Genomic DNA, 13,061 nt, shown 5'->3' on the forward strand with positions numbered 1-13,061 from the left:
AGAAGTTGTTACACTTTTACCTTGCGTCATTCCACCTGGCTAAAATACTATGGACAATCTCTTTGGGCGAAAGGGAAATATCCACCCGAATACCGTAATCCGGCTCCTCCAGTGCCTCAAACTGAGATCGCAATAAATCTGCCTTCATATAATGATCTTCCCGATTTTCCATCCGTGTTTTGATCTGGTCGTATGTTCCGGGTAAATAAACCCATTGAATTTCTGTCATTCCACTTCCAAGGATTTTACGATAGGATTCCTTTAGTGCAGAACAGGCTAAGACAGCTCCTCCAGTTGATTTCCATTGCACAATATGATCTGCAAGGGATTGCAGCCAGGGCCTCCTGTCATCATCGTTCAATGGTTCGCCATTGGCCATCTTTTGAACATTAACCAAGGGATGAAAATCATCGGCATCATAAAAAGGCACCTTCATTGACTGGCTCAACTGTTTTCCAATGGTGGTTTTGCCACATCCGCTTACGCCCATGACTATAATGATCATTAAACTGTTTTTATTTAAATTCAAACCCTGTCTTCAAACCTGACTGGGCATTTGGTCCTACCCAAATTTCAAAATCTCCAGGCTCAATGACTTCCATCAGTTTGTTATTGACAAATTTCAAATCTTCCGGCACGACGAAAAAGCCAACCGTCCTGGTTTCTCCCGCTTCAAGCACAACATGTTTAAACCCTTTCAGTTCTCTGACCGGACGAGTGATACTTCCTGTAACATCCCGGATATATAGTTGAGCCACTTCCGTCGCCCTTCTTTTACCTGTATTGGTAATGTTGACCGTAACTTCGAGGGACGCTCCCATTTTTAACGTATTGGAAGAAAGCTCAAGGTTGGAATAAGAAAAATCTGCATAAGTCAGCCCGTATCCAAAGGGGAAATGGGGAGTAAACCCAGCGTCGAGGTAGTGGGAATTATTGCCCAGTGAACTTTGCCAGGCTCCGACAGGGATATCATCAATATGGACAAAACGGGTACTGTCTGCAGGGCGGCCCGTATTTTTATGATTATAAAACAAAGGCAGTTGCCCCGCTGTCTTTGGCCATGTAACCGGAAGACGCCCTCCAGGTTCTGAAATTCCCATCAATACATCGTGAATAGCCGGACCTCCCATGGTGCCCGGGTGCCAGGCCATGAGTACAGCATCCACCTGGCCGATAATATTAGAAATCGTGATCGGCCGGCCGGCCATGATGATCAAAACGACGGGTTTACCTGTTTGGGCCAATAATTTGATCAAAGCCTCTTGTTCTCCCGGCAGATCGATATTGGCACGGCTGTGGGCTTCACCCGACAGAATGGCTTCCTCTCCTCCGAAAAACAGGATCACGTCAGCGGTTTCGGCAAGTCGAATGGCTTCCGAAAATAAACTTTGTGAAGTATCACGACTGTAGGCCAGTCCATCGGAATACCCGGCAAAAAAGGATTCCTTTTCAAAAGCACCAACCGGCGTGATGGTTTTTTCTGCCTCCCCGTCAAAAGTCCAGGTGCCGAGTTGCTCCCTTGGAGCATTCGCCAGGGGCCCGATAATGGCCACCTTTTGACCCTTTCGCAAAGGCAGTAACGCTTCGTTTTTTAACAATACCATGCTTTTCACGGCAGCTTCTTTGGCGGCCGTCAAATGATCGGAGTGATACAGCTTGTCATCGGTATCTTTTGGGCGGAAAGGTATTTCAAATAACCCCATTTTAAATTTTACCCTTAGGATATTGCTGACCAGGAAGTCCAGTTGCTGAACGGTCACTTTGCCTTCGTTCAATAAGGTTTTGATATTATTTTCATAAGACTGGCTCATCATTTCCATATCCAGCCCTGCATTAAAGGCCTGTTCGGCCGCCTGCTTTTGATCCCGGGCATAACCATGGGGAATCATTTCAATAATCGAATTCCAGTCGCTGACCACGAACCCGTCAAAAGACAAATCGTCCCTCAATACCTGTTGTAATAAAAATTCATTGCCTGATGCAGGAATGCCGTTTAACTCATTAAAAGCCGTCATAACGGTTAGTGCGCCGGCCTCAATAGCCGCACGGAATGGCGGCAGGTACACATTGCGCAAAAGAGGCTCATGAATGATTACGGTATTGTAATCCCTGCCTCCCATGGCTGCTCCATACCCCAGAAAATGTTTGGCACAAGCGGCCATGCTTGTCGGGTCGGTCAGGTCTTCTCCCTGAAAGCCTTCCACCCAGGCCCTGCCCATGAGGGCACCAAGAAAAGGATCTTCTCCCGGTGACTCCGCTATTCGCCCCCAACGGCTGTCCCGGCAAATGTCAAGCATAGGCGCAAAAGTCCATCGGATTCCCCCGGAAGCACCTTCGACGGCAGAAATACGTGCAGCGGTCTTTGCCACCTCCGTATCCCAACTGGCGGCAATGCCCAACGGAATCGGAAAAATTGTCTTGAAACCATGGATGATGTCCCTTCCAAAAATAAGGGGGATACCGTGGGGGCTTTCCTCTACCGCTATGCGCTGCAACTCATCGACATAATCTTTGTTCATCACATTGAGCATGGCCCCGACTTTTCCTTCACGCACTGCATTCTTCAAAGCTTCGGGCAATGTCCCTTTCACCCGACTGGAGGTTCCCCTCATGGCAGTCTGGCCTATCTTTTCCTCTATGGTCATTTGGGCAACCAGGGATCGGATGCGTTTTTCCAATACCTCATCCTGTTGAGCCTTGGCCGCAATAGGCAAAACAAGCAAAAACAAGCATAATGAACAAAAGGAAATTGATAATTTCATCATGGATAACAGCTGGGTCATTTAACGTTTATGGTTAGTTCTTTGGTAATGTTGTCAGAAGCATTTCCTATATAAATTTTGTATTTTCCTTTTTCAAGGTTCCAGCCCGAAATGCTTTCATCGTAATAGGCCAGATCGTTTACATCAATAGAAATCTCCCCCTTAGCGGAATCGCCCTTTCCCACAAATATCTTTTTAAATCCCTTTAGTTCCTTTGCGGCTCTTTCTACTTTAGAATTAGGTTTTCCAACATACACCTGAATTACCTCGGCTCCGTCTGCTTCCCCGGTATTGGACACCTTCCAGGAAAGCTTAATCTGCTCTCCCGGTTTGTACCCTTTTTTGTCGGTCTTTACCCCTGAAATTTCAAATATTGAATAAGAAAGTCCATAACCAAAGGCGAATCTTGCCCGGATTTGTTTGGTATCGTGCCAGCGGTATCCCACCAGAATATCTTCCTGGTACTTTTGGTTGATGCTATCGCCGGGATAGGACAATTTTCCATAAAAATGCGCCGGGTTATCCCCCAATCTGACCGGGAAAGAAAACGGCAATTTCCCCGAAGGATTAACGTCGCCGCTGATGACATCCGCGAGTCCATGACCGGCTTCGCTTCCGAGGTACCAGGCTTGCATGACGGCATTTACCTTCGACAGCCAGGGCATATCCACAGCGTTGCCGCTAATCAGAACGACACCGATGTTTGAATTCACCGCTGCCAGTTTTTCCAACAATTCCTCCTGGCCGAAGGGTAACCCATATTCCAACCGGTCTGCCCCTTCACAATCCTGGAAATGGTTTTTATTCAAGCCTCCGAAAAACAAAACCACGTCAGCCTTCGAAGCGACTTCAACAGCAGCTTTGAGCAATGAGTCTGCAGAATAAGGAGAAGTCATCTCCCGACCATAATCAGAAGGGCCGGAAGCATATCCCATCGAATAAATGATCCCGGCATTTTTAAACCTTTCCTTTAATCCGGCCAAAGGAGATATTTCGTGTTTGGCTTTTAATTCAGAAGACCCGCCTCCCGGCGTCATCGGACGGATGCCATTTTCGCCAATGACGGCAATGGTCAGCTTTTTTTCCGGATCAAGTGGAAAAAAAGTGTTGTCATTTTTCAGTAGAACGATGCCTTCTGTTGCCACTTTGCGGGCTACCTGTAAATGTTCTTCATTATTAATGCGGCCAAAACCACGATTGGGATTCATACTGGTCCGAAACATCAGCCGCAGGATCCTCCGCACCTTATCGTTTACTACGGATTCGTCAATTTCTCCTGTTTTGAGCATTGCCAGGAAAGGCTTGGCCAGAAAATAATAATCGTAGGCATATGCTGTGGATTGAGTAAGGCCATTGGTCAGTGTTCCCATCTCGATATCTAATCCGTTCAAGGCTGCTTCGCGGGTATCATGGGTACTGCCCCAGTCGGAAATAACCACCCCGTCAAATCCCCAATCCCTTTTCAAAATATGGTTCATCAGCATCTCATTGTGGGTACAAAACTGCCCCCGAAACTGATTGTATGAACCCATCAGTGACCATACACCGCCCTCCGTTACCGCGGCTTTAAAAGCAGGCAGATAGATTTCGTTCAAAGCCCGGTCGCTGACCTCCACATTGATATGACCACGCCACAACTCCTGGTTATTCAGCGCAAAATGTTTGACACAAGCAGAAACACCATTTTTCTGTACGCCTTTGATATAAGGAACTACCATGGCTGAAGCCAGCTTCGGGTCTTCTCCCAGGTATTCAAAATTACGCCCATTGAGCGGTGTGCGGTAAATATTCACCCCCGGGCCCAATAAAACATCCTTTTTCCGGTAACGAGCCTCCTCCCCTACAGCAAAACCATATTGCCCGGCAAGTTGCGGGTTAAACGTAGCGGCGAGACAGGTCAATGCCGGAAAGGCAGTAATCGAATCGTTGGTCCATCCGGCATAACCCCAGTTGTCCCAGTTGATTTCTGCCCTTACTCCATGCGGGCCGTCAGACATCCATAATTCCGGAATGCCTAGGCGAGGGACGCCGGGGGAACTGAATTTGGATTGCGCGTGACACATGGCTACCTTTTCTTCCAATGTCATCTGCGAAAGGAGGTGGTCAATGGTTTCCTCAATATTTTCATTGGCCGGTTGTGTTATTCCAATATTTACGAATAAACCAACCAACAGCAGCGTTCCGGCAATTTTCTTTATCATATACATTTATTTTAGGCTCCCAAAATACAAAAACTAATTTCAATGGCGGAACACACGGCTGTTTTTTAAAATAATGAAAAAAGGCTTGTGCGGCACTGATTTGACCTTGAATCATCCTGCAACAAAGGACAATTGGATTTTTTTTATCTTTAGGCGCAATGGTATGCTTTAGGACTCGTCGTTTCCGGAGCATCGAAGGCTTTTTACGCCCTATTGAACATCATAAAATTCTATCCGTCCATGAACGTTATCCTAAGCGTACTTTTCGGAATAATTATTCTGCTCAGCATGATCCTGCTACTGCGAATTCCGGCATTCATTTCCTTATTGGTGGCGAGTATTCTCACCGGCTTATTCGTCGGGCTGGACAGCGAGGCCATCATCAATACGGTGCAAACGGGCATGGGATCCACCCTGGGTTTTGTTGCCGTGGTGGTAGGACTTGGCGCCATGTTCGGAGCCATCCTTGAAAAATCAAACGGAGCTGAAGCTATAGCCGGTTACCTCACCAGGGCCATGGGCGAAAAAAAAGCCCCTTTTGCCATGCTTATCACTGGCTTTGTGGTGGCTATTCCTGTTTTCTTTGACGTAGCTTTTATCATTCTGATTCCCGTCCTGTATGCTTTACAGAAAAAATCAGGAAAATCGTTGCTTGCCTTTGCGATTCCTTTGCTGGCGGGGTTGGCTACTACGCATACTTTTATTCCGCCAACTCCCGGACCTGTAGCAGTTGCAGATATTATCAAGGCAGACCTGGGATGGGTCATTTTAGTGGGTTTTTTGGCGGGAGTGCCCACGGCCATCATCAGCGGGCTTGTCTTTGGAAAATACATTTCCAAAAAGATATTCATCCAGGCAAAAACGGTAGCGAATGCCGAAATTAAATCCTCAGAAAACCTGCCGCCGATAAGCCTTGTTTTTGGCATCATACTAATCCCCATATTTTTAATTCTTTGCGGCACCATGATAAAATCGGGTCTCTTACCCGTTGAAAATGCCCCCTTGGAAAATATTTTAATACTGATCGGCCATCCGTTTTCCGCCTTGATTTTGGCCAATTTGACCATATGGTATGTACTGGGAATCAGAAGGGGATTCTCTTCGAAAGAACTTTTCAGGATTACCTCCAAATCGATGGAACCAGCGGGAACGATCATATTACTCACAGGAGCCGGAGGGGTTTTTAAACAAGTTTTGATCACCACCGGAGCCGGGGAGATTATTGCGAATACTTTTTCAGACTGGGGATTTCCCATCCTGCTTTTCGGATTCATGGCGGCCTGTGCTATCCGGATATTACAGGGGTCGGCAACGGTGGCTATGATCACGGCCGCTGGGTTGGTAGCTCCTGTTTTGGTGAACCTGCCGTTATCAGGGGGTGAACTGGCCGCTCTCGTCATTGCCATCGCTTCGGGCGCCAGCATCCTCTCCCATGTCAATGACAGTGGCTTTTGGCTGGTCAAAGAATACCTGGGAATGGATGAAAAACAGACTTTCAGGTCGTGGAGCATGATGACCACTCTCCTTGCGCTGACAGGTTTCCTGGCTTCGGCTATTTTATTCTATATTTTTTAAAAAAGAAACGGTGTGCTTTCCGAAATCAATATTTCAAGGAAAACACACCGTAGATATTAACCACATATTCCTAAAAGTTGCCCTCATAAAAATCAGAAAAAGCCGGAAGATTCGGATTTTAGAAAAATGTGGTTATCGTCAGTTGAGCTCAAAGGTTAAGTAATCCGTGCCGCCGTTACCGCCACTTATATCGATCAATTCTATTTTTGTTTCGGATTGGGTCAGGATATGCCAGTCGTCATTGAGGTCTTCAAAGTTATTAGAGAGGTTAAAAATAATATTGAAATGCATGTCATCCGGATTGTCATCGCTGCTGTTGCTGTCTGTGACACTCCAGTTACCGGAATAAGAACTGGAACCATTGCTGGCTGTCAGGGTGCCGTCTGTTCCGAAAGTAAAAGCGTATCCTGTAAAGTGGGCGGTTTCATCCTTTCCCGAATCATTGAAATCAGTAATGATCCAGGCGCCGTTTTGAACGTTTTGCTCCACCTGGTCAGGGGAGGAAGGAACACTGTTATCATGGTTTGAGCAAGAGCCCCAGGTGAGCATAAATAATGCGGATGCGATAAAAATTGTTTTTTTCATGACTGTCGTTTTTGTGTGTGAATGAATAAAGCTAAACCGGTTTTTAAAGTATCTGAAGATACCGTTTCAACCAGTTCATGCCCCAAAGGTAGGCGGGAAAACGAAGGGTGGAAAGTTTAAGACTCCGAACGGGAAGGAATCATGGCTCAATGGGAAAAAGGAAAGGGTTTGACAGGTTTCACCTTTGAATGCTTTTTAATCGCTTATTGATTATGGCTGAAATCTCTTTGGCCTGGTCTACGACCATAAAATGTCCCCCCTTTTGAATGGAAAAATCTACTATTCCCTTTAAAGGAATGAGTCTGTCTGCATCACCATGAATTCTGAAACAATTTACCGGTTCTTCTGAATTGTTCCAACGTAAAATGCAGTTAAGCGCCCATTTCAGAAAATCCGCATCCGTGTCTCTAATGATATCATCCAAAAGTTGTTTATTTTTTGTAGAAAAGAGCCACCGAATCAAAAAAGGGGAAGGTTTGATCACACGGCTGGGGATCATTTTCAAAATGCTGGTTTTCCGGACCAACTGCCACCATTGGGGTAATTCCGACGATTTGGTTGCTGAAGAAATAATAATGGTTAATTCCGGACGAAGAATCTTCGAAATAGTACCTGCCACCATCCCGCCAAAGCTGACCCCAATCAAGCCAAAAGGTTCCCTCCCATCGATCTTCAAGGAGAGTCTTTTTGAATATTCGGAAAGTGATTCATCCTTTTGTGGAGGAATCCACTTAACGGGAATAATCGGCACCTCTAAATTTAGGAATTCAAATACACGTTCATCTGCGCCCAAACCACTGAAGGCATATAATTTCATAAGTTAAATTTCCACCCACTTCCAATTAAAAAAATTCAACATCTCTACGGTGCGCTTGAGATCGGCAGCATAACCCAGCATAAATCCGCCGCCGCCGGCACCGCACAACTTTAAGGAAAAGGCGCCGGAATCAAGACCCGCCTGCCAAATGCGGCGGAAGGATTCGGGGATCATTTCAAAAAACAAATCGTATTGAAGGGCACTGATCCGGGTGAAATCCGCTGCCAGGGAGATCTGGTTGTTTTGAATAAAATGATCGATGGCTGAAATTGAAGCGGAGGTCAGGGAACCATCAATTTGTTGACTATAAGCCTCGTACTCACACTTTTTTAAAAATAATTGCACCAGGGGGCCCGTTTGTCTCGGCATTTGGGTATCCAGCAGGAAAAAGGGCTGGGATTCCTTGGTTTCCGGCAAGGAAATAAGCTCCACGCTTCCGTCTTCTCCAATCACCACCGGCTGATTGATATAACTGATCAGCGGGTCAATACCTGACGAAGATCCATGGAAAAAATTTTCGATCTGTGACAATATTTTTCGCAAAGTGCCGAATTGCTCCACCGCATTTTTATCGATTTTATCGGTTCCATACTTGTCATAAAGAGCGGCACTTAAGGCACCGGAACTGCCCAAACCATATCCTACAGGAATATTGGAATCAAAAAACAAGCCTTTGTCCAAATCGCGAAAAAAAGCTTCGAGGTTCAGTTCGCACAACAAGTTGCCCTTTTTTGACAGATTCGAGAGGTGGTTCGCCAAAGCAGGCAGATTTTGCTGCAGGGCCAGGTTTTCAGGGTCAAAATCCCATCCCCCCCCGAATGCCTGGTAAGGCACGGCCAACGCACGGCCGGAGCGGATGATGAGGTATTCTCCGAAAAGCAGCAATTTGGAATTGTATTCTGGCATTCTTTTATTTTTTCAGCCCCAAAAGCATATCACTGTAAGACACTTCGATCAAATCAGCTTCATCGATTTTCAATAACTCCATATAATCCTGACATTGCTTTAACAGGGTGGCTTCCATTTTCAAATCCGCATGATCTATGGCTTCGATCTCCACAAAAGTACCCAATCCTTTTACCTCATCCACATGGAATTTTACGTTATCAATAAAATATATATGCCGTTGCTTGTCGACCACCACCAACTTGTCAAGAGCTGATTCCAGGGTTATTTTCAGAGAGGCGCCGTCTTGTGGATGATATAAATTCACAGCAGATTTTTTAGGCCCCGCCTGGTTGTCCCGATGATAATGAATGAGGGTATTTTCGATATTCCCCTGTCTCAATTTCAACCGGCCATTGGGCACGACAAAATAGGTGTCGATCTGGTGATCAATGCCTTTAAAGTCAGCTCCCCTGGTTTCAAGAATCGTTTTGATGACCCGTGGATTTCGACAACGGGCTTTGATTTCAATAAGGGTCGGCATTTTTATCTTTTTATTGCTTGACGATTTTGCGGGATACGATATTGTTTCCATCGGAAATACTCAGAATATAAAATCCGGCAGGAATGTTTTGGGTTGGAATATCCAGATTATTTTGAAAAGCATCAACTTCCTGTCTCCATAAAATGGCCCCATGAATATTACTAAGCTGCACTAAAGTCTGGTCACTTCCAGATTGCTCAACATGCAACTGGTCCTCAAAAGGATTAGGGAAGACATTTAAGGTCAACCCTATTTCCGGTGTTTCAGTACTTACAAAATAAGATTGAATCGTCTGGTAAATGGTCTCCAACAAGGAATATTCAACGATGCTGCCAAATGCATCCTGCCCCAATTCCCATATCATGATACCACTCAGGTTTTCCAGGGCCAAAATGGTTTTGGCTTCTATGGTGGGACGTCCGTTATAAAAAGCCAGCCCTACCTGGTCGAGGTCAGCATTTTCAGTATCCTGGGCTACTATTGAAGCATAGGTAAAAGAATAAACATCCCCGGGATCGTTGAAATTATACCCGTAAAAGGGAACGCCGAGCGTGAGTTTTTCGGTAGGAATTCCCTGGGTTATGGACCAATAGGCGATAGCATCTACGGCTTTTGAATAGGGAGAATGTTGCCCGGGGCTGTTGGGTGCCCAAGGGCCGGTATGGTCGTAAACCATCATGTTGATCCAATCAAAAGCCTCCAGTGCTTCATCGGATACCTGGGGATAACGATAACTTCCCGGGAGGGCGGCCGTCATGGTGAGCCCATAAACCTCCATGGTATCTTTAAGCTCAAGGACAAAGCCGCTGTAGTTGTCTGTCACATCTCCCCACTCCAGGTCCACATCAATCCCCTGGAGGTTATGACCTACCGTAAAACTGACCAGTTTCTGAATAAAGGCGGACCTGTTTTGCGGTTGAAGTAAATTCAGCCAGTTTTGCTGGGTAGTTGAACTTCCTCCTGCTATGGAAAGAAAAACTTCCACCTCCTGCTCGTGCGCAAGGCTCACCACCATGGTAATATCCTGCCCGCCAACACTGATGTTACCCGCGGCATCAGGATAACCAAAGGCAATATTTAAATGGGTGAGTTTTTCGTAAGCGATCAGCTCTGACGCCCCAAACCTGTAGTAAGGCAGGTAACCGATGGTTTTAAAATCCTGGCCATAAAGCAAAGTTATATTGGTAATAAGTATGAATGTAATCAACACCTTCCGGTTCAAATTTGCCTTCACGGCCATTGGGAAGTTGTACAAAATTGGTTGCATAAGTTCTATTTTGCAGAAAAATAGTACTTATGCCGCAATAATAATAAAAAAAGCCCCCCACAAATGCGGAGAGCTTTTCTTTTATCGTTGTTCCCGTAGATTACAGGATCATTTTTAAGATTCTTTATCGTCGTCGTTGTCGATCATATCCTTCAGTTCAGAGAAGACATCGAGGTCACCCAGGGTATCTTTTTCCACCTTGGATTGCTGGCGTTTAACGGCCGTTCTTGTTTCTTCCACTTCCTGATTTTTCTCTTTCTTCACTGCTTCATCCGCTTCACGACGGATATCGTCGAGGTAACGGGAGTGAGAAACGATGATACGCTTGTCGTCCCTGTTGAATTCAATCACCTTGACGGTCAAAGTATCATCTACTTCAGGTAAGGTATTGTCATCTTTTCTCAGGTGTTTGATCGGAGCGAAAGCTTCCAATCCGTATGGCAACTGAACGATACCTCCTCTGTCATCACGACGGATAAGGGTAGCTTCATGGTAAGATCCTGTTGGGAATACATTTTCAAAAGTATCCCATGGGTTCTCTTCCAATTGCTTGTGGCCGAGTGACAATTTACGGTTGTCTTTATCCACTTCCAGAATAGAAACATCAATAGTTTCTCCTACTTTAGTAAATTCTGAAGGGTGAGAATAACGCTTGGTCCATGACAGGTCGGAAATGTGAACCATACCACCGATTCCTTCTTCCAATTCAACGAATACGCCATAAGGAGTCAGGTTTTTAACCTCACCGGAATGGGTACTGTTTAATGGGAAACGTTCTTCGATAACACTCCATGGATCGCTGCTCAATTGTTTGATTGAAAGCGACATTTTGCGGTCTTCTCTGTCGATAGTAACCACTTTTGCTTCGTACTCTTCTCCCAGTTTAAAGAAGTCGCGGGCATTAACCGGTTGGTTGCTCCAGCTCACTTCTGAAACGTGGATCAAGCCTTCAATACCAGGCTGTATTTCGAGGAATGCACCGTAATCTTCGATGTTTACGATCTTACCTTTCACTACAGACCCTTCTTCGATATTTTCAGTCAATACTTCCCATGGATGTGGCTGCAATTGCTTCAGACCGAGAGAAATACGTTTTTTGTTCTCATCGAAGTCAAGTACTACAACGTTGATCTTCTGGTTGAGAGAAAGCACTTCGCTTGGGTGGCTGATACGGCCCCATGAAATATCGGTGATGTACAACAATCCATCTACGCCACCAAGGTCGAGGAATGCTCCAAAGTCGGTAATGTTTTTAACCAACCCTTCGAGAACCTGTCCTTTTTCAAGACTTGCAATGATGGCATCACGCTGCTCTGCCAAATCACTTTCGATAAGTGCTTTGTGAGAAACAACGGCGTTTTTGATGATTTCATTCACTTTAACCACCTTGAATTCCATTGTTTTTCCAACGTAAGAATCAAAGTCGATAATAGGTTTGATATCGATTTGTGAACCAGGAAGGAAAGTTTCCAGTCCGCTGGCATCAACGATAAGACCACCTTTTGTTTTGTGAATGACGGTACCCCTGATAACTGTACCATTTTCGTAAGAATCGAGAATGCTTTCCCATGCGCGAAGCAATTTAGCTTTTCTGCGGGAAAGGATCAGGCGACCACGTTCATCCTCCTGTTCCTCAACATAAACGTCAACGTAGTCTCCAACTTTCAAATCAGGATTATCACGGAATTCTGAAAGAGAAATCAATCCGTCTGATTTATAATTGATGTCCAAAACCACATCTCCACTGTCAATGCTGGTCACAAAAGCCTTTACGATCTCTCCTTCAAGTACATCGTTGAGGGTAGATTCGTACTGTTCGAGATAAACAGCAACTTGCTCGTCAGAATAAGTCAGGGTGTGTTTGTTGCTCTGGCTCCAATCGAAATCGTCATGAGCCGTCTGATCTTCATGATCAGGATCCAAATCAAGCACCAACTCATCCTCATCTTCTTCTACTTCAGCCTCTGTTTCATCCTCATCTTCCGCTACGGCTTCCTCGGCAACCTCTTCTTCCGCTACTTCTTCAGTAACTTCTTCAACGGTTTCCACTGCTTCATTTACAGTTTCAGCTACCTCTGCGGCAACTTCTTCAACGGTTTCCACCGCTTCATTTACAGTTTCTGCAACCTCTTCGATGGTCTCTTCCACCTTTGCTTCTACTGATTCAGGTGTTTCGTTCACCTCTTCGTTAATATTTTTTTCGTCTGGCATTGAAAGAATGCTTTTAAAAAGTTAAAAAATAAAATTTATCCTGGGGGAAGAACCACTCTAACCTATTGAAAGTAAAGTAATTAAACCCTTACCGTAAACGGCGGCGCAAAATTACGCCTTTTGTCCTGATAAAAAAAATAAAAACCACTTTTTATTGCCTGTTTTGGGGCCTCAAATGATTGATTTTCAAAAAAGAATGCGGGGCAATGAAATA

10 protein-coding genes are annotated in these 13,061 nt (G+C 45.2%); 1 reads left to right on the forward strand and 9 read right to left on the reverse strand.

All coding sequences use genetic code 11. The features are described 5' to 3' along the window. Nucleotides 1-16: 16 nt before the first annotated feature. Genes H6571_10450 through H6571_10460 form a run of 3 tightly spaced genes read right to left on the reverse strand, consistent with a single transcriptional unit; the run spans nt 17 to nt 4,969 of the window. Complete coding sequence (locus H6571_10450) at nt 17-505, reverse strand: gluconokinase (protein MCB9324144.1); 489 nt, start codon at nt 503-505, stop codon at nt 17-19. A gap of 10 nt (nt 506-515) precedes the next feature. Then, nucleotides 516-2,762, reverse strand: a complete 2,247-nt coding sequence (locus H6571_10455) for a glycoside hydrolase family 3 C-terminal domain-containing protein (protein ID MCB9324145.1) — start codon at nt 2,760-2,762, stop codon at nt 516-518. Nucleotides 2,763-2,779: 17 nt separating this feature from the next. Further along, entirely contained in the window at nt 2,780-4,969 is a 2,190-nt protein-coding gene (locus tag H6571_10460) for a glycoside hydrolase family 3 C-terminal domain-containing protein (GenBank protein MCB9324146.1), read from the reverse strand. Between the two features lie 234 nt (nt 4,970-5,203). Here H6571_10460 and H6571_10465 point away from each other — a divergent pair, with 234 nt between their 5' ends. Continuing rightward, nucleotides 5,204-6,538, forward strand: a complete 1,335-nt coding sequence (locus H6571_10465) for a gluconate transporter (protein MCB9324147.1) — start codon at nt 5,204-5,206, stop codon at nt 6,536-6,538. 138 nt (nt 6,539-6,676) lie between these two features. Here H6571_10465 and H6571_10470 read toward each other — a convergent pair whose 3' ends face one another. The 6 genes from H6571_10470 to rpsA all read right to left on the reverse strand — a co-directional run bounded on the left by H6571_10470 (nt 6,677) and on the right by rpsA (nt 12,847). Continuing rightward, nucleotides 6,677-7,087 (reverse strand): hypothetical protein, encoded by a 411-nt coding sequence (locus tag H6571_10470; GenBank protein MCB9324148.1) that lies wholly within the window; start codon nt 7,085-7,087, stop codon nt 6,677-6,679. Nucleotides 7,088-7,301: 214 nt separating this feature from the next. Continuing rightward, entirely contained in the window at nt 7,302-7,940 is a 639-nt protein-coding gene (locus H6571_10475) for an alpha/beta hydrolase (protein MCB9324149.1), read from the reverse strand. Between the two features lie 3 nt (nt 7,941-7,943). Then, nucleotides 7,944-8,846, reverse strand: coding sequence for a mevalonate kinase (locus H6571_10480; GenBank protein ID MCB9324150.1), 903 nt, complete (start codon nt 8,844-8,846; stop codon nt 7,944-7,946). 4 nt (nt 8,847-8,850) lie between these two features. Continuing rightward, nucleotides 8,851-9,369: a class IV adenylate cyclase gene (locus tag H6571_10485; GenBank protein ID MCB9324151.1), complete on the reverse strand. Its 519-nt coding sequence runs from the start codon at nt 9,367-9,369 to the stop codon at nt 8,851-8,853. Between the two features lie 10 nt (nt 9,370-9,379). Next, nucleotides 9,380-10,636, reverse strand: a complete 1,257-nt coding sequence (locus H6571_10490) for a T9SS type A sorting domain-containing protein (protein ID MCB9324152.1) — start codon at nt 10,634-10,636, stop codon at nt 9,380-9,382. Between the two features lie 114 nt (nt 10,637-10,750). Further along, a complete protein-coding gene (gene rpsA / locus H6571_10495; GenBank protein MCB9324153.1) occupies nt 10,751-12,847 on the reverse strand; it encodes a 30S ribosomal protein S1 in 2,097 nt (698 codons plus the stop codon). Nucleotides 12,848-13,061 lie beyond the last annotated feature (214 nt).

It is taken from the genome of Lewinellaceae bacterium (assembly GCA_020636105.1).
GTDB lineage: Bacteria > Bacteroidota > Bacteroidia > Chitinophagales > Saprospiraceae > BCD1.

What these genes read in the sequence shown, in the direction of transcription:
- H6571_10465 (MCB9324147.1), top strand. Translation starts at nt 5,204, where the DNA reads ATGAACGTTATCCTAAGCGTACTTTTCGGAATAATTATTCTGCTCAGC.
- H6571_10460 (MCB9324146.1), bottom strand. Translation starts at nt 4,969, where the DNA reads ATGTATATGATAAAGAAAATTGCCGGAACGCTGCTGTTGGTTGGTTTA.
- H6571_10455 (MCB9324145.1), bottom strand. Translation starts at nt 2,762, where the DNA reads ATGAAATTATCAATTTCCTTTTGTTCATTATGCTTGTTTTTGCTTGTT.
- H6571_10490 (MCB9324152.1), bottom strand. Translation starts at nt 10,636, where the DNA reads ATGCAACCAATTTTGTACAACTTCCCAATGGCCGTGAAGGCAAATTTG.
- rpsA (MCB9324153.1), bottom strand. Translation starts at nt 12,847, where the DNA reads ATGCCAGACGAAAAAAATATTAACGAAGAGGTGAACGAAACACCTGAA.
- H6571_10480 (MCB9324150.1), bottom strand. Translation starts at nt 8,846, where the DNA reads ATGCCAGAATACAATTCCAAATTGCTGCTTTTCGGAGAATACCTCATC.
- H6571_10475 (MCB9324149.1), bottom strand. Translation starts at nt 7,940, where the DNA reads ATGAAATTATATGCCTTCAGTGGTTTGGGCGCAGATGAACGTGTATTT.
- H6571_10485 (MCB9324151.1), bottom strand. Translation starts at nt 9,369, where the DNA reads ATGCCGACCCTTATTGAAATCAAAGCCCGTTGTCGAAATCCACGGGTC.
- H6571_10470 (MCB9324148.1), bottom strand. Translation starts at nt 7,087, where the DNA reads ATGCTCACCTGGGGCTCTTGCTCAAACCATGATAACAGTGTTCCTTCC.
- H6571_10450 (MCB9324144.1), bottom strand. Translation starts at nt 505, where the DNA reads ATGATCATTATAGTCATGGGCGTAAGCGGATGTGGCAAAACCACCATT.